Here is a 25389-nt window from a genome sequence, read left to right as displayed (position 1 = left end):
TCCTTGGTTTACATGATCAGATCAGCCAGCCACCGTCGATAATCTGGGCGGTGCCGGTGGTATAGGCGGACTCATCGGCGGCTAGGTAGGTGGCCAGGGCGGCAATTTCTTCCGGGCTGCCCAGACGCCCCTGAGGTTGGCGAGCGATAAATTCGGCGTAGACATCCTCTTCTTTTCGTCCCTGCCGCTTGGCTTGCTCGCCAATGCGCTGGCGCAGCGAGGGTGAGTCCACTGTGCCGGGGCAGATGGCGTTGCAGCGAATGCCCTGGCCGATGTAGTCGGCGGCCACCGACTTGGTCAGGCCGAGTACTGCGGCCTTGGTGGTGCCGTAGGCACAGCGGTTGGGCACCCCTTTAAGGCTAGAGGCCACCGAGGCCATGTTGATAATACTGCCGCCGCTACTATCGAGCATGGCAGGCAGAAAGGCGCGAATCATGCGCACCATCGCCATCACGTTCAGTGATAGCGAGAGCTCCCAGTCATCGTCGCTGCCATCCAGCAGCGAGCCATTAGCCACGTAGCCAGCGCAGTTGAAGAGAATGTCGATGACGCCTAGCTCGGCGGCCAGCCCCGTGATGGCGGCCTCATCCAGTACGTCGAGTCGGCGCGTGGTGATGCCGTTGACGTTGGCCAATTGGTCGAGGCTTTGGGTGTTGATGTCGGTGGCAATGACCTGCGCGCCCTCAGCGGCGAAGTGCAGCGCTGTGGCCCGGCCAATGCCTTGGCCTGCGGCAGTGATCAGTGCCGTCTTGTCTTTAAGTCGCATGGCGGTTCCCGGTGCTATTGTTATTGATTCAGTACGGTTGTTAACCCGGTACTGCTGTTGATCCGGTGATGATCGCTTGTTGGTTGCTAGTTTGATAATGAACAGTCATGTGGTATGACAGGATGCTAGCATGACGTTTGGCTAAGTATGGCCTAGTTACTGACAGTTGCCAATAATCTGAGGGGGCATAATGAAACGCAAAAGGGACAGCCGAGGCTGTCCCTGTCAGTGCTTTTGAGTATTTTCTGTTAAGCGGTGAATGAAGGTAAAGGCCCCAACGCTGAAGGTGATTACTCCGTCATTGATGATTCAGCAATGCGCTGAAACTCAGCCACTAGGTCTTCACCAATGCGCGGCGCCCACTCATCGTAAACTGGCTGCACGGCCTCCTGGAAAGCGGCAATCTGCTCGTCATCCAGGCGGGTGATTTGCATGCCGCGCTCTTCAAGCTGATCCCGCGCCCAGTCGTCGTACTCGCTGGAAAGCTGGATTTCGTAATCCGCTGCCTGCAGCGCCGCTTCCTGAATCAGCTCCTGATACTCGGGGTCGAGGCGATCCCAGGTACGCTGCGAGATCATCTTGATAAAAGGGGTATAGACGTGGCGTGTTTCGGAGCCGTAGTCCTGCACTTCATAGAAATTGGAAGTCAGGATGGTGCTCCAGGGGTTTTCCTGGCCATCGACAACGCCCTGTTCCATGGCGGAGAAGAGCTCACCGAAGGCCATGGGGGTTGGGTTGGCGCCCAGGGCTTCCCAAATCGCCAGGTGCACCGGGTTCTCCATGGTGCGAATTGAGAGGCCACGAACATCCAGGCCTGCCACATCTTCTGGAGAAGAGACTTCCCGAGCGCTATTGGAGAGCTGACGGAAGCCGTTTTCAGAGAATGCCAGGGCTTTCAGGCCGGTACCATCGAAGGCGTCGAGCATCTCCTGGGCTGCATCGCTACGCATGGCCTCGACAGCCGCCTCTCGGGTTGGTAACAGGAAGGGGAGGTCGAAAACCGCTAACTCTTCAACATAGCCGGTAGCGGGAGAAGACGACGGATAAGTCATATCCAGCGTCCCGGTCTGCAGCATCTCCATCATCTGCACGTCGTCGCCAAGCTGGCTGTTGGGGAAGATATTGACGGTGATACGACCTTCACTGCGCTGGTCAAGAATATCCGCGAAGTACTGGCTGGAGATGTACTGAGGCGAGCTTTCCGCTAAGCCAAGCCCCATACGCAGTGTAACGCTGCCATGATCGCCCACCGTCTCGCCTTCGATTTCAGGCGGGTCGGAAAGGTCGGGCGTTTGCGCGTAAGCGATGCCTGAGCTGAGCAGCGTGGCGCCGGCCAATAGTAGGGTGCGTTTCCAAAGATGGTGCATAGTCGTCACTCTCCTGGGATGCAGCAGGTCGCTATGCTAAGGGGATATTCCTAGCGAGCTGCAGCGTGGTTACGGTTGTTGTTGTGGGTAAGCTATTGTTGTGTGTAGCAGCACTCACTCTTAGAGGATGCCGTGCCGCAAACCGCCAAGGTGAATGTCTAACGTTTTCCTTATATGTTCAACATATACTTTTGTATGTATCGACGTTAGAGCGAAGAAAGCGTACCGTCGTGACCAATCTCTCTTTGACTCTTACAACCTTACTCTAGGCGTGGAGTGGCACCATGGCCAATTTTCAGCGAATAACTCCTGAGCAGTTGCGTTCACGCTACTGGTTCGATAACCCCGATCACCCCGGCACCACGGTGCTGTGCATCGAGCGCTACCTTAATTACGGTATTACCCTGGATGAGCTGACCAGCGGTAAGCCGATTATCGGTATTTGCCAGTCTGGCTCTGATTTAACCCCGTGCAATCGCCACCACATTGACCTGGTTAAGCGGGTGAAAGACGGCATTCGTGCCGCAGGTGGCGTGCCGTTTGAATTTCCCATGCATCCTATTCATGAGAACGTGCGCCGACCCACCGCTGCGCTGGATCGTAATCTTGCCTACTTAGGCATCGTCGAAGTGCTGCACGGCTACCCGTTAGATGGCGTCGTATTGACCACCGGTTGTGATAAAACCACCCCCGCGGCGCTGATGGCGGCGGCAACCGTGAATATTCCGGCGATTGTGCTCTCCGGCGGGCCAATGCTCAACGGCTGGCGGGGCGCTGAGCGGGTTGGCTCAGGGACAATTATCTGGGAGCTACGCAAGCGCCTGGCGGCGGGAGATATCGACTACGCGGAGTTCCTCTCTCGCGCTAGCGACTCGGCCCCCTCGATTGGCCACTGCAACACCATGGGCACCGCTTCCACCATGAACTCCATGGCGGAGGTGCTGGGCATGAGCCTGCCGGGGTCGGCGGTGATTCCCGCCCCCTATAAAGAGCGCGCCATGGTGGCTTACGATACCGGCACGCGGATTGTCGATATGGTTTGGGAAGACCTGCGTCCGCTGGATATCCTGACCCGTGATGCCTTTGAAAATGCCATTGTGGCGTGTTCGGCCCTGGGCGGCTCCTCTAACGCGCCGGTACATATCAATGCAATTGCTCGCCACTCGGGCATTGAATTGGATAACGATGACTGGCAGCGGCTGGGCCATGAAATCCCTTTGCTTGCCAATGTGATGCCCGCCGGTGCTTTCCTGTGCGAAGAGTTCCACCGCGCCGGGGGGGTGCCCGCGATCCTCCACGAGCTACACGCCGCCGGTAAACTGCACAGCGATGCGCTGACGGTGAATGGCCGCTCCATTGGCGATAATCTGCAGGGCCGTGAAACCCAAGACTCCGATGTGATCTGCCGCTATAGCGATCCACTGGTGGAGCACGCGGGCTTTCTCAATCTCAAGGGCAACCTATTCGACTCGGCGCTGATGAAAACCAGCGTGATCTCCCGGGACTTCCGCGAGCGCTTCCTGAATGATCCCAACGACCCGGAAGCCTTTGAAGGCAAGGTGGTGGTCTTCGATGGCTCGGAAGATTACCACGCCCGTATTGATGACCCAGCGCTGAACATTGATGCGCGCACCATTCTGGTCATGCGTGGTGCAGGCCCGGTGGGTCACCCAGGTGGGGCTGAAGTGGTCAATATGCAGCCGCCGGAGGCGTTGATTAAACAGGGTATCGAATCGCTGCCGTGCCTGGGCGATGGTCGCCAGTCGGGTACTTCCGGCTCACCGTCGATTCTTAATGCCTCCCCAGAAGCTGCTACCGGCGGTGGCTTGGCGCTGCTGGAGAGCGGCGACCGGCTGCGGGTCGATCTTAAACGCGGTGAGGTACAGCTGCTGATCGATGCCAGTGAACTGGAAGCGCGCCGCGGACGTTTAGCCCGGCAGGGCGGCTACCGCTACCCCGGCCATCAGACGCCTTGGCAGGAGATCCAGCGCAGTATGGTCGAGCCGCTGGATCGCGGCATGACACTGGAGCCCGCCACCAAGTACCGCGATGTGGCTCGCCAGCATCCGCCCAGGGATAATCACTGAAGGGGCGAGCACTAAGATGAGCCGTTTAAGTACTTTGTCCCATCGCCAGCAGGGCCTGCTGCTCACCGCGGGTGGCGCGATCATTATGGCGCCGGATGCCCTGTTGATTAAGGTCGCCAACCTGCCCGATGCAGAGATCCTGATGTGGCGTGGCTTTCTTTCTGGGTTAGGTTTTCTACTGATCGCCCTAATGCGCTACGGCCGTGGCACGCTGGCAGCCTACCGCCGCTGCGGCTGGACAGGCATCGCCGTGGCGCTGCTGTTCAGCCTGACCACCTGTGGCTTCGTGCTGGGCAACCAGTACACCAAAGCAGGCAACGTACTGATGATACTGGCTAGTTCGCCACTGATCGCTGCGGTGCTCTCCTGGATTATCCTCAAGGAGCAACTGCCAAGGCGTACCTGGTTAGCGATATTGCTATGTATGGCAGGTGTTGCGCTGATCGCCCTTGATGACGCGGGCGCCGGCTCTTGGTTGGGCAATGCTTTTGCCTTGATGGCGGCAACCACCCTGGCAATTAACTTTACCCTCTGCCGTACGCGACCGGGAGTGGATATGAGCCCCATGCTGGTATTCAACGGCCTTATCGTGGGTAGCACTGCGGGGCTGTTTTGGTTGGCAGGGAGCGAACCGAGCCTGCCTGCAGCCAGCCAGCTTGCCGTCGTGATCCTGCTCTGCCTGATTATTGTGCCCTGCGGGGTGACGCTACTGCAGCGTGGGCCGCTCTATCTGCCCTCCGCGGAAGTAGGTTTGCTGATACTGCTCGAAGTGGTGCTGGGTACGCTGTTGGCCTGGTGGATACTGGCTGAGCAGCCCGCGCCAATGGCTATGGTCGGCGGCGCACTGGTGCTGGGCACGCTGAGTGCTAAGGGGCTCTATGAACGGAGGCTTGAAATGAGGCTGCGCGCCAGGCTCGAAGCTACCCCGTCGGTAACAGTCGACCGGTCAAGTACGGTATGATTGACAGGAATTGAAATAGGGCCTTATCGCAGTGACGTCATCTCCCAGTAAGCCAGCCGCTCGCCCCAGTATCGCTGAACATCTCGCCGAGGAGATCTTCGGTGGCCGTTATCACCCCGGTGACCTTGTGCCCCGGGAAATGGATCTATGCGAACGTTTCGCCATTAACCGCTCGGCGGTGCGTAGCGACCTGCGTCAACTGGTCGATGCCGGTATTATCGAACGTATCTCCGGGCATGGCTCCAAGGTGCGCGAGTACTCAGAGTGGCATATTCTCGATGCTCAGGTAACCGACTGGCTGACCCGCTATGCGGCTCCCAACCCGGATATTCAGCGTGAAATCCTCGCCTTCCGCCTGGACGTGGAACCCTATGTGGCGATGACCGCCGCCAAACGGGCCAAGGCGCGAGATCTGGTTGCTATCGAAGAAGCTTTTGAAGGGTTGGGGCAGAACCTGCGCAACGCCACCTGCGAAGAGGAGCGGCGGCTGCACAGCGAGTGTGACGTCGCTTTCCACGAGGCGATCTTCAAGGCGACCCACAATATTGTCTGGGCGCAGCTATCCCATATCCTGCGACCCTCCATCTACATGCTGATTTCCATGTCCAACGAGAACGCCCCAGATCCTGAAGAGAGCCTGGAGCGTCACCGTCAACTGATGGAGAGCATCCGGCTGCGCCGCCCCCGGGAGGCGTTTTTAGCGTCCCAAGCGGTGCTCGCAGGTACCGCCGCGGCGCTAGGGCTTGAGCACAGCGTTAGTTCATTAGGGCGTAGCGTTGAGCTGCCCCATACCGCTCCCTAACTCCTATTTTCAATGGCAAATACAAAGGCAAGCGTATGTCTGATTTCAGCTCTGGCTTTAAGCTCGGTTTGGTAGGCGTAGGTAAAATCGTCCGCGACCAACACCTTCCGGCGATAGCCGCCACCCCGAACTGCCAACTTGTCGCCACGGCGGATCCTTACGCGGAACTACCCGATGTGTCGGCCTATCAGAATCTTGATGCGATGCTAGACGCCCACCCGGAAATCACCGCCGTCTCTATTTGCACGCCTACACATCTGCGCTACTCCCAGGCGCGGGCGGCGCTAATGCGCGGTAAGCACGTACTGCTTGAAAAGCCGCCGGGGGCGACGCTTAGCGAAGTGGAGGACTTGATTGCCACCGCGACCAAGCAGGGCGTTAGCCTGTTTGCTGCCTGGCATTCGCGGTTTGCCCCCGGTGTGGCGCAGGCTAAGCAGTGGTTGAGTGAGCGTCAGGTGCAGCGGGTGGAGATCGAGTGGAAAGAGGATGTGCGGGTATGGCATCCCGGCCAGGCGTGGATCTGGCAGCCCGGTGGCATGGGGGTTTTTGATCCCGGTATCAATGCGCTGTCGATTGCGACTGAAATCCTGCACCAACCGTTTTTCCTGCAACAGGCGCAGCTGCTGGTGCCGAGCAACGCGCAAACCCCGATTGCCGCGGAACTTACCTTTACCGACCCAGAAGGCGTATCCATTGAGGCCGCGTTTGACTTTCGCCAGAGCGGCCCTCCCACGTGGGATATGCATATCGACACCGATAAAGGTCGTTTAAGCCTTACCCAGGGTGGCTGCCGGTTGGTCATCGACAATGAACTGATCGTTGAAGACGAAGAGCGCGAGTATCAAGGCCTCTACGCGCGCTTTGGCGAACTGATCGCAACAAAACGCAGCGAGGTGGATGTTGCCCCGCTGCGCCAGGTCGCCGATGCGTTCCTATACGGTCATCGTGAGGCTACCGAAGCGTTTATCGAGTGAAGGCTTTATATGGACAGATGAGGTAGCCAAGAGGCTATCTTAGTGGCCTCAATCGGATACGATCTTATTGCGCTTTATACAGCTGTCGTACGCTTGGGGAACGAAGCTATCTTCGCCCACGTCATCTCGAGCCAACGTAAGAAACTCGCAAAGCGGTGGCAGCATATGGGGAGCTAGCTGATAGGCGTTTAACGTTTCGGTCAGGTAGCGCATATCTTTTTCAGCATTACCCAGGCTGAACTGCAACTTTGTGCACTCCTTCTGCAGTACCCACTCCATAACGGGAGCCAGCATCGCACTGTTGGCTCCCCCCTGTGAGCAAATTTCCAGGAGTTTGTCTTGTGAAACATCCATACCAGCCGCCATAGTGGCCGCTTCACTGACCAGAGCGGCAGCCCCTAACGAGAGAAAATTATTAATCAGTTTCAGTTTATGCGCTGAACCAACCTTACCCACATGAAAGATGTTTTCCGCGAAACTTTCCATGACCGGCGTAATACGCGCCACTGTGGGGGCATCGCCACCCACCATGACATTTAGTCGTCCATCTCTGGCTTCACGAGGTGTTCGTGCTAAAGGCGCGTCAACGAGTATCGCCCCTTGGTGTTCTACGGTTTTCGCAAGGCGCTCAGTTGATTCGGGATGAGCCGTAGAGCAGTCAACAATAATAAGCCCTTCATGGCTTCCGGCCATTAAACCGTCAGCGCCGCTGACGATTTCGCTAACCTGTTCGGATGTCTTGACGCAGATAAAAACAATATCGCTACTTCTTGCCATCTCTGCGGGAGTACTAACTTCTGTCGCGCCTTCCTTGCATAGCGCTTCAAGGGGGGATCGATTCCTATGGGCCATCACCGTTAGCGGATAACCGTTACGTACGATATGTCTGGCCATTTCCTTGCCCATTAAGCCGAGCCCAATGAATCCGATGCGTTCTTGTTTCATAGTCGCCTCTGATGAGTTGGTTCACCCTACCTGAAATATCGCCCACTAAACCTATTGCATGAGCGACGGTTATTGCAGCGCCCGAGGGAAAGCAACCCCCAGACGTTCCGACCAATCGGCTAGGGCTTCGGGAACACCGTCTGGCAGAGGCACCCCCGCCTGTGCATAACGCTTATGGAGGGCAAGCCCACGCTCGCCAGGAATCCGTACGGGAGAGCTACCTTCTGCAACAGGATTGTTACGGCAAGCATCCACCAAAGCGCCGGTTTCGCGTTTGAAGGCATCGAGCCCACCAAAGGCTTCTGGATCCATGATCTGCACCATGACCGAGGCGCCCCATTGTGAAGGCGCCTGCACACGGCCAAATCCAGCAAGCCCAGACGTAAAGGCTTCCACCATTAGCCCCAGTGCATATCCCTTGTGACCATGGTCAAGACCACCAATTGGCATGATGCTCCCTTGAGGCTCATCGAACAGCACGCTAGGTTGATCGGTCGCATTGCCTTGGTGATCCTTAAGCCACGGGTAGGGCAATGGGCTGTTTTGTTTGTGAAGTCGGCCGACCATGCCATTAGTGGTAATGGATGTGCTGACATCTAACAGAACCGGGCCTGAAGCCGTCGGGTAGCCCACAGCGATAGGGTTGGGGGTATGAGTCGCTTGCAAACCGCCATACGGGGCAACCGACTTAGTTGCCGGATCGGATGACTCGATCACCACCACAAGGTCTTGATCAGTGGCGCGTTTCAGATAGGCCGCCAAGCAGGCGATATGATTTGAGCGTCGAATCACGACCGTCCCTGTGCCGCAGGCGCGGGCCATCAATTCGGCGGTTTCCATCGCTTTAATGATCAACCAGGGGCCGGGAAGATAACGGCCATCCCATGTCTGCACGGCAGCGCGTTTGGAGATTACCTCATACTCACCTGACACAGGCATCCGGCCAGACTGAATCTCGCCAAGGTAAGGGGATAGTAGCTGAAGCCCGTGAGTCGTGTGCCCCATCAAATCGCCTTCGACGAGTATCTCGGCAACTGCTTGAGCCTTTTCTTCATCGAGCCCGGCTGCCACAAGTAAAGCGGTACTGAATTGAGTAATTTCCTGAACGTCATAATGGTGGCTCATTGTATTTATTCTCCTAAATTTGTTGTTGTCAGGCTCTTAATTATTGCGCCGTCTGAGTTGCTTGATTAAGGCGCTATGATCTAACTCGCCATCCCCTTGATCGACGAGCTCTTCAAAAAGTGTGTTGACCAATGACGAAACCGGTAGTTTAAGATGCAGCGTATCGGCAAAAGCCATCGCGGTCTGGGTATCTTTCAATTGCCATTTCGCTGGCCCACCCGGTGTAAAGTTTTCCTGAATCATGCGCTGCCCGTGTATACGCAAAATGGTCGAGTCAGCAAACCCTCCTTCAAGCGCACTGAGCATTCGCTCCGGGTTCGCCCCGCCCTGTTCTGCCAATAGTATGGCTTCTGCCACGGTAGCGATGGTGTTGGCCACAATCATTTGATTGGCGAGTTTCGCAAGTTCCCCGCTACCTGCAGGGCCAACATGGACGGGCCTGCCGAGGGATAAGAGAATGGGTTCTACCGCTTTAAAACTCACGGCATCGCCGCCCACCATAATGGCCAGCGTGCCGTCGATCGCTCCCTGCTCACCGCCAGAAACCGGCGCATCAAGGTAATTAATCTGGCTCTTTGCGGCTTCTTCTGCTTGACGGCGAGCGGTTTCGACAGGTATCGAACTCATGACAATAAGTGTGGCGTCATGCTGCATGGCATTGAGTAGGCCGTCAGGGCCCAGCAGCATTTCATCACACACAGGCCCAGAGCTAAGCATAACGATAACGGCATCGCTTTCGGCAACGGCTTCTTCGGGCTTTTCTACGATGGTGGCACCCACCGACTCTAAACGGTTGGCTTTGCTTTTTGTTCGATTCCAGACAAGCACTTGGTGTCCTGCCTGGGCCAAGCGTGCTGCCATCGGCGCACCCATAATGCCCGTGCCAATAAATCCGATAGTACGTGACGTTGTCATTATTAGTTCCTCTATCTAGGTGAGCCCGTCAAGGCTTCTCGTAATCCTTATTTAGCAGGTCGATACATTGCTTCAGTTGAAGATATGGGGCATCCATTTCCGTTATTTGGTTGTTAGCGCAGGTAAAGCGGTATATTGATATCACCTGATTCTCGGAAGTTAATCAGCCGGTCGAGCACCTTGGATTCTGAACGCTCTAAATGGATTGCCAAGGCGTTGCCTGCTTGTGCAGGTTGCTGTAGGCGCATTTTTTCAAATATCCATAAATGTTCATCGAAAAAAGGATCTTGATCGGGAAGCTTTAATACTCGTCCAAGCAGGTGTTTACTGACTAATAAGATAGGATGCGTGCGCCGGAGCATATTCATGACCTCCTGGTTATCACCTAAACTAACGGCGGCATGATGGAGATCATTCTCCAGCTCATCCAGTAGCTCCCCCTTTATTTCAGGATAGTTATCAGCAGCGTTCTTGAGTTTGGTGATATAGTCTTTAACGGCACTTTCTGATATGTTTTTTGTGGCTCGCGCAATCATGTATGGCTCTAATTGGCGACGTGCTTCATAAAGATTATGTAACCGCTGATCATTAAGAGGTACCACGTTCCAGCTATTATATTTAATCTTCTCGACTAAACCGATAGATTGTAAATAGAGCAAGATTTGGTGAGTGACCGTGCGGCTGACATTGAGCGTTTTGGAAAGCTGCAGCTCATTGAGTTCAAACGTACCCTTAATCGAGCATAAAACGATGTCATGTTCAACGCTGTCGATATGCGCCCGCCAAGAAACGATACGGTCTACTTTTGGGGCATGGCCAAGTTGTTTGAAATCATGCTCACTAAGTGCACGTCGCACTACCTCACCTGGCGATGCGCCTACTAAATAGCCGCGCCCTTCAAAACGGCAGATATACTGCTCTTCGTGCAACCGGCTTAATGTTTGCCGAACGGGCGAGCGGCTAATACCAAACAGCTCCGCTATATTTCCCTCAAGCAGCACTAAACCGGGTTCAAGGCGTTTCCCAACAATACTCTGTTTAAGAGCCGTGTAGAGCTGGTCGCGCAGCGTTTGTGTCATAGTCAGTTAATTGCTCTTTAATGGGTGTTTAGGTAACGGCACCTACCAGCCAGGGAACGAATTCATTATTACCGTAGCCCAGTGATTCGCTGGCGCTCATATCGCCTGAAGCGATGGCAATAATGCGCTCAAAAATCTGCTCACCAACACTTTCTACACTGTCAGTGCCGTCAACAATAACACCACAATTTATATCCATGTCTTCATGCATTTTCTCATACATGGCGGTGTTCGTTGCGAGCTTAAGGCAGGGAGCGGGTTTGAAGCCTGAGACTGAACCTCGACCAGTGGTAAAGCAGACTACATTAGAACCGGAGGCGATTTGACCCGTAACCGAAATCGGGTCATAGCCAGGGCTATCCATAAAGTTAAAACCGCGCGTGGTCAACTTCTCAGCATACAGTAGCACGTCGTTAAGGCTCGACGTTCCGCCTTTAGCTACCGCGCCTAATGATTTCTCAAGAATAGTTGATAGACCACCCGCTTTATTGCCAGGGGAAGGGTTGTTGTTTAACTCAGCGCCATTTATCTCAGTGTAATGTTTCCACCAGGTAATCCGATCAAGGAGTTTCTGTGCGACGTTTTCACTAATGGAGCGGTCTATCAGAAGGTTTTCAGCGCCATAGATTTCGGGGGTTTCGGCGAGTATAACGCTGCCTCCATGTTGCACGATAAGATCGGCGGCATGGCCCAACGCTGGGTTCGCGGTAATACCTGAGTAGCCGTCTGATCCACCACATTGTAATGCAACCACTAAATGTTCAAGAGAGGCGGGTGCACGCTGCTGTTGGCCGTGTTGGGTGGCCATTTGCATGATGTGATCACAGGCCGTTTTGATGCTAGTGCGTGTCCCTCCTGCGTCTTGAATATTAAAGTAAGCCAGCCGCGAGGCATCTTCCAACCCCTTTCTTATGACTAATGTTTTAACCTGGTTGGTCTCGCAGCCAAGGCCAATGATAAGTACAAAGGCAAAGTTTGGGTGTTGGGCATACCCCGCGATAACGCGCTCGAGAAACGCAAAACCTTCTGAGTCAGTATTCATGGCGCAACCAGAACCATGGGTAATGGCTACTACTCCATCGAACCCCATGCGGCTTAATTCGCCAGACTGATTGAGCACGTCCGCAGCGGCTTTAGCCACCGTGGCAGAACAATTCACGGTAGAGAGAATACCAATATAGTTGCGCGTTCCCACGCTACCATCAGCCCGGTGGTAGCCCTGAAACGTTCGAGAATGGCTAACGGTGATGTTTTTTTGATGAGGCTGAAAATCTTCCAATGAAGAACTGAGTTCAATCATGGTGAGGTTGTGGGTGTGCACATGCTCACCAGGATCAATATCCCGCGCAGCAAGCCCAATCAGTTGGCCATATTTAAAAACAGCTTCACCATTTTGGATGTGAGTCAGCGCAACTTTATGTCCCGCTTCAATATTTTCTTGAGCTAGCGTGCCCTTTTTATCAATGGGAATACCTTTTGGAACTGCTTTTGAGGCAACACCTACGTTATCCCGCGGATTGAGATGAATAATAACTGACGGGGAATTAATGAGATTCATCGTATACCTCAAGCTGATTATTGGGCTTTTGCTGCAAGGGCCAAGCGCAAGCTTAAAGCGATCATTGTGGGTGCACTCTAGCAAGCCGGCCGCGTACGTCGATTAGACTATTGTTCTATATAATGATCATTGAGCGCAATGGTCATCTAGTCTAGATTGCTTTCATACGCGCGGCCCACAACGCTAATTGCCGATTGCGGCTCAGTTGGAAGGCCAGCTCACGATTACGCCGCAGATGGATAATGTGATTTGGATACGGCGCGGCCATCCATCGCTTCTTACGGCCTGTGTGTTACCAAGATCTCCCCATGGCCTTGCTGCCGGAGGCGCTGAAGGGTATCAACCCCTGAAGGTAATCCGCTTGGTAGATGGGCAGCGTGAGCAACCCCATATTTGAACCACCGTTCCCAGTTTTGCTAGACGTTTTTTTGTAAAGGCCTTGGCAGCTGTAAAATACATTACTAGACTGTTGTCACGCAGTCATACTGTATGACACCTTGGGTGAAGAGGTAGCTGGGTTCACGAGCCAAACAATAATGAGAAATGACAATGCCCCACATAATCAATTATTTAACAAAAATTCAGTTCGGTGAAAGCGCTATTGCGGAATTAGCCAATGAGCTGCAATTGCTGAAGATAAAACGACCATTGTTTGTGACTGATAAGGGGCTCAGTGCTACCCCTCTGATCACACACGTGATTGAGTCTGCTCAGCTTGATGATGGCGCATGTGTTTTCGACGATACGCCTTCCAACCCTACGGAAGTCGCGGTAGAGCAAGCGCTTACTTACCTACGTGAAAGTAAATGTGACGGCATTATTGCCGTTGGTGGTGGTTCCAGCATTGATTTAGCTAAAGCGGTCGCCTTGCTTTTTAATCATCCTGGGCCGTTACGCCAATACGCTGCGATTGAAGGCGGCGTAACAAAAATTAAAGCCGATGTGCTGCCATTAATAGCAATACCGACAACGGCGGGAACCGGTAGTGAGGTGGGAAGAGCCTCATTGATTACCATGAAAGACAATCGCAAACTTGGCTTTCTTTCTCCTTATCTGATTCCTTCGGTCGCTATTTGTGATCCTCGTTTGACGCTAGGTTTACCCCCTTTTTTGACTGCCGCCACGGGTATGGATGCGATTGCTCACTGCGTTGAAACCTTTTTAAGCCCCAAAGTGAATCCTCCAGCTGAAGCGATTGCTTTGGATGGACTGACGCGCGCTAGCAAATATCTAGTAGAGGCAGTTGAAAATGGCGAAAACTTAACGGCGAGAAATGAAATGATGATGGCGGCCCTTGAAGGCGCCATGGCTTTTCAGAAGGGGCTGGGAGCAGTGCACTCCTTATCCCATGCGCTAGGCGGTCTGCACGAACTAAAACTTCATCACGGTACGCTCAATGCTGTGTTGATGCCGACTGTTCTAAGGTTTAACCACCCCGGCTGTGAGGAGAAATATGCTTGCCTCAAAGACGCGATGGGTCTCAATCCTAACGACGACTTAGCTGAAGCATTTGAAAAGCTCAATGTGAAATTGGGGATGCCTGCTAGCTTGAGTGAAATGGGCGTCATGGAAGAGCACTTGGATCAACTATCTCAGTGGGCCTTGGAAGATCATTCCACGGCAACCAATCCGCGCGCGCCCTCTAAGGAAGACTTTTATAACATGCTCAAAGAAGTTTTCTGATTAAGAGAATTCTATACATTTAATAGTGCGTGAAGGAGGCTTTTGACAAGAAAAACGTAAAGAAATAAAGCATACAGTTCCAAAAATGATAATCAATTGTAAGCAATACATTACTAAAGGAAAATGAATATGATAATTACAAACCATTCCCTTAAAGCTATTTTTGCTTCAAGTATAGCAGCAGCTGTTATGACAGCGTCTGGCACTGCCTTTGCGGACTACCCCGAACGCCCCCTTACGTTGATTGTGCCTTGGGCTGCTGGTGGTGGCACTGATGCGACTGCGCGAACTATCGCTCGTGCTCTGGAAGAAGAGCTGGGGCAGAACGTCAATGTTGTCAACCGAACAGGAGGCAGTGGCGTTGTTGGTCATACCGCCATGATTAATGCTGAACCGGATGGTTATACGATTGGCTTGGCTACTGGTGAAGTTAATATGATGCATTGGTTGGGTTTAACTAACCTTACGTATGAAGACTTTACGCCTATTGCTCAAATCAACTATGACTTTCCAGGCATACAGGTAGCAGCCGATTCTCCTTATGAAACCCTTGAAGAGCTCCTTGAAGCGATACGCTCTGAGCCTAAAGGCACGTTTACTGCTTCGGGTACTGGGCAAGGCGGTGTGTGGCATCTAGCCTTTGCTGGCTTTTTGATGGATCAAGGTATTCCCGCCGACCAAGTGACTTGGATTCCTAGTGAAGGAGCAGCCCCAGCGATGACTGAGCTGGTATCTGGGGGGATTGATATTGTACCAAGCTCGGTGCCTGAAGCCCGCTCAATGATCGAGGCCGGTCGCGTTAAGAGCTTTGCGGTAATGTCTCCAGAGCGTATACCCAGCTTTCCTGATGTGCCCACCACTAATGAAATAATCGGCAGTAGCTATCAAGTAGGTGAGTGGCGCGGAATCGCCGGCCCTCAAGGCATGGATCCGGACGTGGTGGCAACGCTCGAGTCAGCCCTTGAAGCCGCCTACAACAGTGATACGTATCAGGAGTTCATGAATCAGCAAGGTTTTGGTACCGAATGGCGCAACGCTGAAGAGTTTGGCCAGCTTATGCAAGATATGGACGGCGTTTTCGGTGAAATCGTCGAACAGGTGGGGCTGGCTAACTAATAGGCTTGCTCTCTCTTCTCTCGCCTGTCGGGGAAAGGGAAACCCGCTCGAAAGTCACTGACCGTAACGCGATCGCACTAAAGAGAAGTTGGTTTTAGCGGTAACGGTCAGTGACTGTGTTGCCTGGGTCTATGGTTTGAGTCATCGCTGTTGACTGTCAGGTGCAGGAGTGAATAACCGTCCATGTCTCTAAAGGAGCCAAAGGATGCAGGTACCTACCAACACATTCAAGCAGGCGTTGACCGAGCAAGCCCCGATGTGGGGCTGCTGGGCAGGATTTGCCACGGGTTACGCCACCGAAATCGTTGCCAGCACAGGATTCGATTGGTTATTGATCGATGGTGAGCATGCGCCTAACACGCTTCCTTCCATCCTTGCCCAGCTACAGGCAGTAGCCCCTTATTCGACGGCGCCGGTGGTTCGTAGCGTTAATCAGGATCCGGCGCTGATCAAGCAGTTGCTCGACATCGGTGCGCAAACGCTGATGATACCCATGGTGGAGAGCGGTGATCAGGCGGCCGCGCTGGTGCGGGCAACCCGCTATCCTCCGCACGGGATACGCGGCGTTGGAGGTGGGGTCGTACGTGCTACACGCTGGGATAGCGTGGACGACTACTTAAACAAAGCACATGAGTCCCTTTGCCTGATCGTCCAGGTGGAGTCCCCCAAAGGCGTCGATCAGGTAGAGGCTATCACCGCAACAGAAGGTGTAGACGCCGTGTTATTGGACCAGCAGATCTTTCGGTTGGAATGGGCTATCCCGGAAATCCGACCCATCCCAACGTTCAACGCGCCATCGAAAAGATCATTCGAACGGCGCACGACGCGGGCAAACCGGTAGGAATTTTAGCACCAGTCGAAGAGGATGCCCGCCGCTACCAGAAGCTTGGCTGCCAGTTTATTGCTGTCGGAATTGATATCAGCCTGCTTCGACAAGGAGCACTTGCCACCATTGGCCGATACAAAGAGCAGCCTGCTGAGCGCCCATCAAGAACGTATTAAGCCTGTTATTTGGCTGGGCGGATATTGATGCCGTAAGTATGAAAAGCGTATGACAAGAACAACTAAACAGATGGTCAATATTCAAGGATTTTCATCATGAACAAGATCAGTGTCAGATTCCAAACCCTTCGTTACTCGCTTTTGACAGCGATAATCGCGCTAGTGTCTACCTCGGCTTTTGCCGATTACCCCGAACGCCCTCTTACCCTGATCGTACCCTGGGCTGCCGGCGGGGGAACGGATGCAACGGCACGCACCATTGCTCGGGCCTTGGAAGAGCAATTGGGGCAAAACGTCAACGTGGTGAATCGCACCGGCGGCAGCGGTGTCGTGGGCCATACCGCCATGCTCAACGCGGCACCTGATGGCTACACCATCGGCTTGGCCACCGTCGAGGTCAATACCATGCATTGGCAGGGGTTGACGGATTTGACTTACGAAGATCTGACCCCCATCGCGCAAATCAACTACGACTCTCCCGGTATCCAGGTCGCCACTGACGGGGCGTTTGAAAGTCTTGACACGTTGATGGAGGCAATTCGTACCGAACCGAAAGGAAGCCTTACTGCGTCGGGAACAGGGCAGGGCGGTATCTGGCATCTCGCCTTTGCGGGCTTTTTGATGGATCAGGACATTCCTGCTGATCAGGTTATCTGGATCCCCAGCGAAGGCTCGGCGCCCGCGATGACAGAGTTGGCATCTGGAGGGATTGATGTTGTTTCTACGTCGGTGCCTGAGGCTCGTTCGATGATTGAGGCGGGACGTGTAAAAAGCTTTGCCGTCATGGCCCCAGAGCGTCTTTCGGCCTTCCCAGATATTCCTACTACCCACGAACTTGTGGGCAGTGACTACCAGGTAGGGGCGTGGCGAGGAATCGTTGGTCCTCATGGAATGGACGCAGCGGTCGTCGCAACGCTTGAGTCAGCGCTCGAAGCTGCTTATCAAAGTGACACGTACCAGGATTTCATGGCGCAGCGAGGGTTTGGAACCGTGTGGCGTAACGCGGAAGAGTTCGGCCAACTGATGCAAGAGATGGATACGGTGCTAGGCGAAATCGTCGAACAAGTTGGCCTGGCTAACTAAGGAGTGACCATGAGGGATTTGTTTACCGGGTTAGCGTTTGTTATTGCCGGGATCGCAACGATCGTCACGGCCCAGAAATTTCCGACGCTACCCAGCCTTCAGTATGGGCCCTCGCTTTTCCCTTCAATTGTTGGAGCGGGATTTTGTCTCGGGGGTGCGCTCTTGGCGGCCAATGCGTTATGGAATAGAAGAAGGGTGTTGGCTCCACAAGCATCGACGGAGGCCACTACCCTGAAAGAGCCCTCCTCAGGAAAATCCGGTTTGGCAATGCTGCTACCGCCCCTCGCCATTGTCTTTTACATCTTCGCCAGCGGCTACCTGGGCGCAATGATCACGATGGCGGTCATCATGTTTGTCCTGATGATCATGAGAAATACTCTCCCCTGGGTGGCGCTAGTTGCCTCGTTACTAGTGGCTCTAGCGATCTATTTCATTTTTCACACTACTTGCTTATTCCATTGCCGCAAGGAGTTCTGCTAGAGGGGCGTCTGCCATGGATATTCTGATGAATGGAGTCGGCCTGGTTTTGAATTTTGAGACCCTGTTGGTCATCTTGCTGGCGTCGCTTTTCGGCATATTTGTTGGTGCCGTGCCGGGGCTTACGGCAACGATGGCCGTTGCCCTACTGGTGCCTTTGACATTCTATATGGACACCATCCCCGCCATCGCCGCCATTGTCACGACTTCGGCCATGGCGATCTTTGCTGGCGATATACCCGGTACTTACCTGAACATACCCGGCACACCTGCCTCTGCTGCCTATGTCGGGGAATCGTATGCACTAGCCAAGAAGGGAAGGGCACGCGAGGCGTTGGGCATCAACCTTGCCTGCTCTGTCTTTGGCGGTATTTTCGGCACCCTCGTCTTGATCGTGGTGGCGCAGTCGCTTGCTGAAGTCGCGTTGCAATTCAGTGCCTTTGAATACTTCTGGCTGGCAATACTGGGGTTGAGCTGCTCGATATTCATCTCCATAGGCTCCCGAATTAAAGCTTTTCTATCGCTGCTCTTTGGCATTTTGCTATCGACGGTCGGTCTGGACATGATGAGCGGCGCGCCGCGTTTCACCTTCGGCGTGCCCGATCTAATGGCGGGCATCAACTTCATTCCGGTCATGATCGGCATGTTCGCACTCAATGAACTGATGAGCTATTACGGCTCCAAGTCCGAGAAAAAGACCATCAGCGTTGTCGATCAGGACAGCGTATTTCACAACGTGCCTGGTCACATGAAGCGTTACTGGCGCAACATGGTGCGTGGCAGTTCGATCGGTACATTGATTGGGGCATTGCCCGGCGCGGGAGCCGATATCGCGGCCTGGATCTCCTACGGCGTGGGTAAAGGACGATCCCAGGAAAAAGAGAAATATGGTACGGGTAATATCGAAGGCATCGTGGATGCTAGTTCCGCCAATAACTCGGGTATCAGCGGCGCATGGGTACCTGCGCTTGTGTTCGGCATCCCAGGTGATTCCATTACGGCTATCGTTATTGGCGTTTTGTACATGAAGGGCATGAACCCCGGTCCGACTATCTTTATGGATGGTAGTGGCTTGATCTACGCCCTGTTCATCGTGTTTATCCTGGCCAACCTGATGATGCTGCCTATCGGATACATTGCGATTCGGCTTTCAAAGCTCTTTATCCTCACGCCCAGTCGAATACTTATGCCGGTTATACTCTGTTTTTGTGTTGTAGGCGCCTTTGCCATCAACAACAGTATCGTCGATGTCTGGCTGATGTTGATTGTAGGACTAGTAGCCTATGTTCTAGCAGTCAATGACTTCCCCATGGCGCCGGCCATACTAGGGCTGGTGCTAGGATCCGTGGTCGAGAACAACTTTATGAGCGCAATGCTGCGTACAGGGGGAGATCTGACGAGCTTCTTTGCACGTCCGATCAGTGCAGGCCTGGGTATCGCCGTGATACTCCTATGGTGTTCACCGCTTCTGATCAAAGCGTATCGTTACCTGCAGACAAAGTCTCAGCACTCTTCGGCGTAATGAGCTTTGAAGGGGCATTCAAGTGTCATGACTGTGGACTGAATACCCCATCGAATTGTTCGAACAAGTAAGATGCAAGTCGCCAAGCAAGGGAGCAGTGGCTTAGCGGCATACCAGCTAGGTACAAAAAAACGCAACGAAGGATAGGATCCTCGCTGCGTTTGAATTACTAAGGGTTCGGTGTCAGCACCATCTCAAAGCTGGCAGCATGACCTTCAAAACGATGTTTATTCACGCTTACCATCGACCAAGCGGGATACTCCGCAAGGGTTACCGTCACGAATGGCCTCGGGCAGTAACCCCTCAGGCAACGCCTGGTAGCACACCGGGCGCAGGAAGCGGAAAATCGCCGCGCTGCCCACCGAGGTAGTGCGGGAATCCGATGTCGCCGGATAGGGGCCGCCGTGCACCATGGCGTGGCACACTTCCACGCCCGTCGGCCAGCCGTTGGCCAGAATCCGCCCCGCCTTGCGCTCCAGGGTGGGCAGCAGTTGCTTGGCAGTCGCTAAGTCACCGTCATCCATTTGCAGGGTAATGGTGAGCTGGCCTTCAAGCTGGGCAGCGACCTTCGCCACTTCCTGGGCGTCAGCACAGGCGATGACCAGCGAGGTGGAACCAAACACCTCTTCCTGGAGGGCTGACTCATTGAGGAACGCTTCGGCCTGGGTAACGAATAGCCCTGCTTGGCACGGGTTGGCTGTTTCACCTGCCTGACCGCGAGCCACTTCGGTGACTTTGGCGTGATGGGCGAGTCGGTCAACGCCCTGCTGGTAAGCGTCGTGAATGCCCGGCGTCAGCATGGTCTGAGCCGCACTGCCCTTAACCGCTTCCCCGGCCGCTTCAACAAAAGCGTCCAGCTCTGGGCCCTGAACCGCAATCACCAGCCCAGGGTTGGTGCAGAACTGCCCGGCACCCATGTTGAGTGAGCCAACAAAGCCTTCGGCGATGGCTTTGCCACGAGATTTGAGCGCTTCCGGCAACAGGAATACCGGGTTGATGGAACTCATCTCGGCATAAACCGGGATTGGCTGCGACCGCGCCTGGGCGGTGGACATTAGTGCCGTACCGCCACTGCGCGAACCGGTGAAGCCCACCGCCTGAATACGCGGGTCAGCCACCAGCGCCTGGCCGATTTCTCGGCCCGAGCCAAACAGCAGCGAGAAAACGCCTTCGTGCAGTTGGCACTTGGCCACGGCGCGCTGAATCGCACGGCCCACCAGCTCAGAAGTGCCGGGGTGGGCAGAGTGGCCCTTGACGACCACCGGGCAGCCTGCGGCCAGTGCCGATGCGGTATCACCCCCGGCCACGCTAAAGGCGAGCGGGAAGTTGCTGGCGCCAAACACCGCCACCGGGCCCAGGGCAATATGCCGCTGGCGCAGGTCGGCGCGGGGCAGGGGTTCACGATCAGGCAGGGCGGGATCGATACGCACATCAAGCCACTCGCCAGCCCGTACCACGTTGGCGAACAAGCGTAGCTGGCCGCAGGTACGTCCACGTTCGCCCTCTAAGCGCGGGCGCGGTAGGCCTGTTTCGGCCATGGCGCGCTCAATCAACTCATCACCGATCCCTTCGATCTCGGCGGCGATGGTTTCAAGAAAGCTGGCTCTTGCCTCTAAGCCCGTTTCGCGATAACTCGCAAACGCCGCCTCGGCTAATGCGCAGGCTTGCTCGACTTCGGCCTTGCTGCCGCCGGGGTAGGCAGGCGCCAGCGTTTCGCCGGTGGCGGGATTTACCGCATGAATGTCAGCCTGTTGGCCGCTGATGGCCTGCTGGCCAATGAGTAGTTTGCCTTCCAGAGTCATACTTCCTCCTGCTGGGGTGGTTTGAGGTTGTTAAAGCGACTTTACGCTGATGGCCGGTGCGTCTGCTTCCACCCGGAGCGGGTTGCGCAGGGCGCGGCCAAACTCATGGATGTTGATCTCAAAGCGATCGCCTTCGCGCACCTTGATGCCGTCGGCAAAGCTCAACGTGGCGGTGCCGAAAAAGTGCACATGCACATCGCCGGGGCGGCGGAAGCCCGGGTATTTAAAGTGGTGATACTCCAGGTTAGCCAGGCTGTGAGCCATATTGGCCTCACCAGTTAGAAAGGGCTTCTCCCAGACCGTTTCACCACTGCGCTGGATACGGCTGGTGCCCTCCAAGTGCGCGGGCAGCTCGCCAATCAATAGCTCGGGTCCAAAGCTGCAGGCGCGTAGCTTTGAGTGAGCCAGCCAGAGGTAGTTGAAGCGCTCGGTGACGTGGTCAGAGAACTCGTTACCCAAAGCATAGCCGACGCGCCAGGGTTGGCCATCGTTGCCAATCACATAAAGCCCTGCCAGCTCGGGCTCCTCGCCTGCATCTTCAGCAAAGGCGGGGGAGGGGATCTCTGCTTCCGGCGCCACTACGCACTGGCCATCGCCCTTGTAGAACCACTCCGGCTGCGCGCCTGGCTCACCTGCGTCGGGTTTGCCGCCTTCCACGCCCAGCTTGAACATACGCATGGAGTCGGTCATATCTTCTTCGGCAGCTTGGGCTTTAGCATGCATCGCCGAGCGGGTATCGGCACTGCCCAGATGAGTAAGGCCAGTGCCGGTCACCAGGCAGTGGGCCGGGTCGGTATGCGTTAGCGGGGGCAGCAGCTGTTTGGCATCGACCAGCGCTTGGTAATCCAGACGGGTGTCAGTTAGCGCTTCTGGCACCATCTCGCTAAGCGACTTGCCGGCGCTAATGGCCCGGTTGGCCAGGGTGTAGGTGTCGCAGTCGAGCAGTCTGACCTGCTCTTCGCTCTCGACCAGGGCGGCGCGAACCTGGCCCTGGTGGTCACACTGAATCAGTCGCATGGCGTTCTCCTTATGCTGGTGGCGATTATCATAGTGGCCAAATGGCCAGTTGCGGCCACATCAACAGCGCCGCGAGTACACACAGCTGAATGGCCATAAAGGGCAGTACGGAAAGGTAGATATCCTTCAGGCTGATATCCGGCGGTGCCACGCTCTTAAGATAGAAGGCGGCGGGCCCGAAGGGCGGTGACAGGAACGAGACCTGCATATTCACGGCGAACAGGATGCCGAACCAGATGGGGTCGAAGCCGAGCTGGATAACGATGGGTAGAAAGATCGGCAGGGCCAGCATGGCGATCCCGATCCAGTCGAGGAAAAGCCCCAGCACCAGCATAATCGCCATCATTACCAGAATGATCACAATCGGCGCGACGTCGAGGCCGAGAATCAAACTCGATACAAAGCGATTGCCCCCCATCAGGTTATAGACGCCCACCAGGGCGGCCGCACCGATGCCGATCCAAATAATCATGCCGCAGGTGTTCAGGGTCTGCCCCAGGCTATGGTGCAGCATGCCCGGGGTGAACTCGCCACGCACAATGGTGGCGAGCAGTACACCGAAAACGCCCATGGCCGCAGCCTCGGTGACCGAGGCAATACCGCCATAAATAGTGCCCAGCACTAAAAAGGCGATTAGCCCTGGCAGCAGAATAGCTTTGACCGCGTCCAGCTTGGTAGCGAAGGGGTTATCCTGGGTGTCCCTGTCTAGCGGTGGCCCCAGCGCGGGGTTTTTCAGGCAGCGTACCAGCACATAGGCAATATAGGAGCCCATTAGAATCACCGCTGGAGTAACGGCCGCGGCGAACAGGTCGGCAATCGATACGCTGGCGATCAGCCCGTAGATAATCAGCACGATGGACGGCGGCATCATGGTACCCAGGGCTCCTCCGGCACACACCACCCCAATAGAGAGGTGTTTGTCGTAGCCCAGGCGGAGCATTTGTGGCAGCGCCAGAATCCCCAGTAGCACGATCTCACCGCCGATAATGCCCGAAAGGGCGGCCAGGAAGAACGCTACCACGATGGTCTGCACCGCCACGCCACCCGGCAGGCGGCCAGCGAAAACGCGCATGGCGTTGAACAGATCCTTGGCAATGCCAGAGCGATCCAGCAGCGATGCCATCAACACAAACATGGGCACTGCTACCAGCGAATACTCGGTGATAAATCCGTAGACACGGCTGGTGACCAGTGGCAGCGCCGCTTCGCCGAACCAGCCGAAGGTGAACGCCATGGCCACTAAACCGGTAATAAACGCCAGCGGCAGACCGGTGACTAGCAGCGCGAAAATTGCCCCTACCATAAGGATCGTTGCGGTTGAAATATCCATCAGCGCGCCTCCTCGGTGCGGGGCTTCGCCTTAAGCGACTGCCATAAATGCAGTGAGGCTTGCAGGGTCATCAACACCAGAGCAAACAGAATCATGCCCTTGACCATGGCAGGAAAGGGCGGATTCCAAGAGGTGCCGGAGCGCTCCAGCGACCACTCGCCGAGCGGGTTATGCGACGCGCCCCAGAACATATGGAAGGCGGCATAGCTCATCGTCAGGCAGAAAACCAGGGTCAGCAGGTCGTTGAAACGATCCATCCAGCACTTCAGCCTGGGCCCGGCGCTGTCGTAGAGTACCTTGACGCGGATATGGCTATTGCGCGCCATGGCCGCTGGGCCACCCAGCACAAAGATAATTGCAATCAGAAACACCACGGTTTCGTGTACCCAGGAGGTGGGGTTATTGAAGCCGTAGCGCATAAAGACCTCGACGACGCTGATACCCATCGCCACCAGCACCAGCCAGGAAATAGCACGGCCACCTCGTGCAATCAGGCGGTCTAAGGCATTACGTTCGGGGGCGATCTCCTCTACCGTTTCGAGAATCTCAGGAAGATCATGGGTAGGAGGCGAGCGGTATTGATTGTCAGGTGTTTTTTGAGACATGGCGTGACTCTGCGCGCATCGCTCGGGGCGCCCGAGCGATGCGCTGGTTAGGTTAATGAGGCCGAGTTGAGAGCAAAAAGTTAGAGCAGATTGCGCGAGCGCAAAAAGGCGGTCGCCGAGTCATAAATCTTCTGGGTCATCTCATTTTCACCGGCCCACTCTTGCCACTCCTGCTCAGCCGCGGTACGGAATTTCTGGCGCTCTTCAGCGGGAAGATCAAACGGATGAACATCAGGATCTTCCTGAAGCCGCTGCAGTGTCTCGATATCCTGCTCCTTGAGGCGGGCAATCAGGTCGTAGGCCATGCCGTCAAAGGCGGTATTTAGGGTCGTCTGTAGCTCCTCGGGCAAGCCATCCCAGATGTCTTTATTGATCGATACGGCGATCATCGGCATGGAGTGAAAGCCTGGGTAGAGCGGGTAGGGAGCGAAAGCGTGCAGGCCCATGGCGTCGTTATTCGAGAGCACCGTAGAGTCCGCAGCGTCGATCACGCCTTTTTCCAGCCCGGTATACACCTCAGAGCCCGGCAGGTTGACCGGCGTGGCACCAATACGCTCGAAGATGTTGTAGACCATGCCTTGGGGGGCACGGATTTTTAGTCCTTCGAAATCGGCAATGGATTCAATGGGCACCGTGGAGGGCACCGACTCCAGCGGGAAGGTCGCTGCGCTGATCAAATGCGCGCCGTAGGGCTCGACCAGTTCGTTGTAGAGTTCTTCACCGCCGCCGTACTTCATGTACTCCAGGAAGTCGTAGGGGTTCTGCCAAGCGCCAACGAGGTTGCCGAGCATGCCAAAAGCGGGATCCTGGCCAGAGAAGTAGCTAGGGTCGGTCATGTGGCCCTGCAGAATCCCTGAACTCACGGCGGTCAGCGTTTCGGTGGGGCCCACCACGGAGTTAATCGGCATGACCTCAATCTCGACGCGACCATCGGTCATCGCCGTGATGCGCTCGGCCCACTCCTGCTTGATCTTGAAGCTGGGTTCGCCCGAGGTTTCTGACGCCTGAAATTTCCATTCATACTCGGCCGCCTGAGCCGTTGAAAGGCCTAGTAGCAGTGCTGAGCCAGTGAGTAGCAAGCTGTATTTGGGTTTGAGCATGGCACTATTCCTCAAGATTATTGTTGTGAAAAGCGTTGTGAAAAATGTTGTGAAAAGCGTTATGGAGGACGTT

The 25389-nt window shown here is 55.1% G+C and carries 21 protein-coding genes and 1 pseudogene; 10 read left to right on the top strand and 12 right to left on the bottom strand.

Features of this window, described 5'->3' with window-relative positions:
* Positions 1–16: 16 nt before the first annotated feature.
* Both OM794_RS18485 and OM794_RS18480 read right to left on the bottom strand, forming a co-directional pair.
* Positions 17–766: an SDR family oxidoreductase gene (locus OM794_RS18485; protein WP_226246976.1), complete on the bottom strand. Its 750-nt coding sequence runs from the start codon at positions 764–766 to the stop codon at positions 17–19.
* A 290-nt stretch (positions 767–1056) separates the two neighbouring features.
* On the bottom strand, positions 1057–2133 hold the full coding sequence (locus tag OM794_RS18480) for a TRAP transporter substrate-binding protein (protein WP_226246977.1): 1077 nt from the start codon (positions 2131–2133) through the stop codon (positions 1057–1059).
* A 284-nt stretch (positions 2134–2417) separates the two neighbouring features.
* Here OM794_RS18480 and OM794_RS18475 point away from each other — a divergent pair, with 284 nt between their 5' ends.
* From OM794_RS18475 to OM794_RS18460, 4 genes are read left to right on the top strand one after another with little or no spacing between them, the layout of a single operon-like run.
* Positions 2418–4220, top strand: coding sequence for an IlvD/Edd family dehydratase (locus OM794_RS18475; RefSeq protein WP_226246978.1), 1803 nt, complete (start codon positions 2418–2420; stop codon positions 4218–4220).
* A gap of 16 nt (positions 4221–4236) precedes the next feature.
* Positions 4237–5181 carry a DMT family transporter gene (locus OM794_RS18470; RefSeq protein ID WP_226246979.1) on the top strand — a complete coding sequence of 315 codons (945 nt, stop codon included), beginning with the start codon at positions 4237–4239 and terminating at the stop codon, positions 5179–5181.
* Positions 5182–5212: 31 nt separating this feature from the next.
* Positions 5213–5983, top strand: coding sequence for a FadR/GntR family transcriptional regulator (locus tag OM794_RS18465; protein ID WP_088701807.1), 771 nt, complete (start codon positions 5213–5215; stop codon positions 5981–5983).
* A gap of 35 nt (positions 5984–6018) precedes the next feature.
* Entirely contained in the window at positions 6019–6957 is a 939-nt protein-coding gene (locus tag OM794_RS18460; protein WP_226246980.1) for a Gfo/Idh/MocA family protein, read from the top strand.
* A gap of 48 nt (positions 6958–7005) precedes the next feature.
* Here the strand turns inward: OM794_RS18460 and OM794_RS18455 are convergent, their stop codons facing one another.
* The 5 genes from OM794_RS18455 to OM794_RS18435 all read right to left on the bottom strand — a co-directional run bounded on the left by OM794_RS18455 (position 7006) and on the right by OM794_RS18435 (position 12579).
* Positions 7006–7902: an NAD(P)-dependent oxidoreductase gene (locus OM794_RS18455; protein ID WP_226246981.1), complete on the bottom strand. Its 897-nt coding sequence runs from the start codon at positions 7900–7902 to the stop codon at positions 7006–7008.
* A gap of 69 nt (positions 7903–7971) precedes the next feature.
* Complete coding sequence (locus OM794_RS18450) at positions 7972–9027, bottom strand: Ldh family oxidoreductase (RefSeq protein WP_226246982.1); 1056 nt, start codon at positions 9025–9027, stop codon at positions 7972–7974.
* A gap of 36 nt (positions 9028–9063) precedes the next feature.
* Positions 9064–9942 carry an NAD(P)-dependent oxidoreductase gene (locus OM794_RS18445; protein WP_226246983.1) on the bottom strand — a complete coding sequence of 293 codons (879 nt, stop codon included), beginning with the start codon at positions 9940–9942 and terminating at the stop codon, positions 9064–9066.
* Between the two features lie 113 nt (positions 9943–10055).
* A complete protein-coding gene (locus tag OM794_RS18440; protein ID WP_226246984.1) occupies positions 10056–11021 on the bottom strand; it encodes a GntR family transcriptional regulator in 966 nt (321 codons plus the stop codon).
* Between the two features lie 28 nt (positions 11022–11049).
* Positions 11050–12579 (bottom strand): UxaA family hydrolase, encoded by a 1530-nt coding sequence (locus tag OM794_RS18435; protein WP_226246985.1) that lies wholly within the window; start codon positions 12577–12579, stop codon positions 11050–11052.
* A gap of 549 nt (positions 12580–13128) precedes the next feature.
* Here OM794_RS18435 and OM794_RS18430 point away from each other — a divergent pair.
* From OM794_RS18430 to OM794_RS18405, 6 genes and pseudogenes are all read left to right on the top strand, one after another.
* Positions 13129–14262: an iron-containing alcohol dehydrogenase gene (locus tag OM794_RS18430; RefSeq protein ID WP_226246986.1), complete on the top strand. Its 1134-nt coding sequence runs from the start codon at positions 13129–13131 to the stop codon at positions 14260–14262.
* A gap of 189 nt (positions 14263–14451) precedes the next feature.
* Positions 14452–15378, top strand: coding sequence for a tripartite tricarboxylate transporter substrate binding protein (locus OM794_RS18425; RefSeq protein ID WP_226246987.1), 927 nt, complete (start codon positions 14452–14454; stop codon positions 15376–15378).
* Between the two features lie 205 nt (positions 15379–15583).
* Positions 15584–16380: pseudogene (locus OM794_RS18420) on the top strand (aldolase/citrate lyase family protein).
* Between the two features lie 96 nt (positions 16381–16476).
* The gene (locus tag OM794_RS18415) at positions 16477–17463 is read left to right on the top strand and encodes a tripartite tricarboxylate transporter substrate binding protein (RefSeq protein ID WP_226246989.1); all 987 of its coding nucleotides are present in this window, start codon (positions 16477–16479) and stop codon (positions 17461–17463) included.
* A 9-nt stretch (positions 17464–17472) separates the two neighbouring features.
* Positions 17473–17943, top strand: a complete 471-nt coding sequence (locus OM794_RS18410) for a tripartite tricarboxylate transporter TctB family protein (protein ID WP_265153952.1) — start codon at positions 17473–17475, stop codon at positions 17941–17943.
* Positions 17944–17956: 13 nt separating this feature from the next.
* On the top strand, positions 17957–19462 hold the full coding sequence (locus tag OM794_RS18405; protein WP_226246991.1) for a tripartite tricarboxylate transporter permease: 1506 nt from the start codon (positions 17957–17959) through the stop codon (positions 19460–19462).
* A gap of 227 nt (positions 19463–19689) precedes the next feature.
* On the opposite strand, the gene OM794_RS18400 is transcribed toward OM794_RS18405, so the two are convergent.
* The 5 genes from OM794_RS18400 to OM794_RS18380 form a co-directional block, all read right to left on the bottom strand.
* The gene (locus tag OM794_RS18400) at positions 19690–21264 is read right to left on the bottom strand and encodes an aldehyde dehydrogenase (NADP(+)) (protein ID WP_226246992.1); all 1575 of its coding nucleotides are present in this window, start codon (positions 21262–21264) and stop codon (positions 19690–19692) included.
* A 30-nt stretch (positions 21265–21294) separates the two neighbouring features.
* A complete protein-coding gene (araD1, locus tag OM794_RS18395; protein ID WP_226246993.1) occupies positions 21295–22281 on the bottom strand; it encodes an AraD1 family protein in 987 nt (328 codons plus the stop codon).
* 28 nt (positions 22282–22309) lie between these two features.
* Positions 22310–23611, bottom strand: a complete 1302-nt coding sequence (locus tag OM794_RS18390) for a TRAP transporter large permease (RefSeq protein WP_226246994.1) — start codon at positions 23609–23611, stop codon at positions 22310–22312.
* Positions 23611–24216 (bottom strand): TRAP transporter small permease subunit, encoded by a 606-nt coding sequence (locus OM794_RS18385; RefSeq protein ID WP_226246995.1) that lies wholly within the window; start codon positions 24214–24216, stop codon positions 23611–23613. The genes OM794_RS18390 and OM794_RS18385 overlap by 1 nt, the downstream gene beginning before the upstream one ends.
* 80 nt (positions 24217–24296) lie before the next feature.
* Positions 24297–25316, bottom strand: a complete 1020-nt coding sequence (locus tag OM794_RS18380; RefSeq protein ID WP_088701801.1) for a TRAP transporter substrate-binding protein — start codon at positions 25314–25316, stop codon at positions 24297–24299.
* Between the last annotated feature and the right edge of the window lie 73 nt (positions 25317–25389).

The sequence above is a fragment of the Halomonas sp. BDJS001 genome, assembly GCF_026104355.1.
In the GTDB taxonomy this organism is placed as follows: domain Bacteria; phylum Pseudomonadota; class Gammaproteobacteria; order Pseudomonadales; family Halomonadaceae; genus Vreelandella.
This window is presented reverse-complemented; position numbering and strand designations above follow the sequence as displayed.

Coding starts and splice junctions, on each gene's coding strand:
- OM794_RS18485 (WP_226246976.1), bottom strand. CDS start 766: ATGCGACTTAAAGACAAGACGGCACTGATCACTGCCGCAGGCCAAGGC.
- OM794_RS18480 (WP_226246977.1), bottom strand. CDS start 2,133: ATGCACCATCTTTGGAAACGCACCCTACTATTGGCCGGCGCCACGCTG.
- OM794_RS18475 (WP_226246978.1), top strand. CDS start 2,418: ATGGCCAATTTTCAGCGAATAACTCCTGAGCAGTTGCGTTCACGCTAC.
- OM794_RS18470 (WP_226246979.1), top strand. CDS start 4,237: ATGAGCCGTTTAAGTACTTTGTCCCATCGCCAGCAGGGCCTGCTGCTC.
- OM794_RS18460 (WP_226246980.1), top strand. CDS start 6,019: ATGTCTGATTTCAGCTCTGGCTTTAAGCTCGGTTTGGTAGGCGTAGGT.
- OM794_RS18455 (WP_226246981.1), bottom strand. CDS start 7,902: ATGAAACAAGAACGCATCGGATTCATTGGGCTCGGCTTAATGGGCAAG.
- OM794_RS18450 (WP_226246982.1), bottom strand. CDS start 9,027: ATGAGCCACCATTATGACGTTCAGGAAATTACTCAATTCAGTACCGCT.
- OM794_RS18445 (WP_226246983.1), bottom strand. CDS start 9,942: ATGACAACGTCACGTACTATCGGATTTATTGGCACGGGCATTATGGGT.
- OM794_RS18440 (WP_226246984.1), bottom strand. CDS start 11,021: ATGACACAAACGCTGCGCGACCAGCTCTACACGGCTCTTAAACAGAGT.
- OM794_RS18435 (WP_226246985.1), bottom strand. CDS start 12,579: ATGAATCTCATTAATTCCCCGTCAGTTATTATTCATCTCAATCCGCGG.
- OM794_RS18430 (WP_226246986.1), top strand. CDS start 13,129: ATGCCCCACATAATCAATTATTTAACAAAAATTCAGTTCGGTGAAAGC.
- OM794_RS18425 (WP_226246987.1), top strand. CDS start 14,452: ATGACAGCGTCTGGCACTGCCTTTGCGGACTACCCCGAACGCCCCCTT.
- OM794_RS18415 (WP_226246989.1), top strand. CDS start 16,477: ATGAACAAGATCAGTGTCAGATTCCAAACCCTTCGTTACTCGCTTTTG.
- OM794_RS18410 (WP_265153952.1), top strand. CDS start 17,473: ATGAGGGATTTGTTTACCGGGTTAGCGTTTGTTATTGCCGGGATCGCA.
- OM794_RS18405 (WP_226246991.1), top strand. CDS start 17,957: ATGGATATTCTGATGAATGGAGTCGGCCTGGTTTTGAATTTTGAGACC.
- OM794_RS18400 (WP_226246992.1), bottom strand. CDS start 21,264: ATGACTCTGGAAGGCAAACTACTCATTGGCCAGCAGGCCATCAGCGGC.
- araD1 (WP_226246993.1), bottom strand. CDS start 22,281: ATGCGACTGATTCAGTGTGACCACCAGGGCCAGGTTCGCGCCGCCCTG.
- OM794_RS18390 (WP_226246994.1), bottom strand. CDS start 23,611: ATGGATATTTCAACCGCAACGATCCTTATGGTAGGGGCAATTTTCGCG.
- OM794_RS18385 (WP_226246995.1), bottom strand. CDS start 24,216: ATGTCTCAAAAAACACCTGACAATCAATACCGCTCGCCTCCTACCCAT.
- OM794_RS18380 (WP_088701801.1), bottom strand. CDS start 25,316: ATGCTCAAACCCAAATACAGCTTGCTACTCACTGGCTCAGCACTGCTA.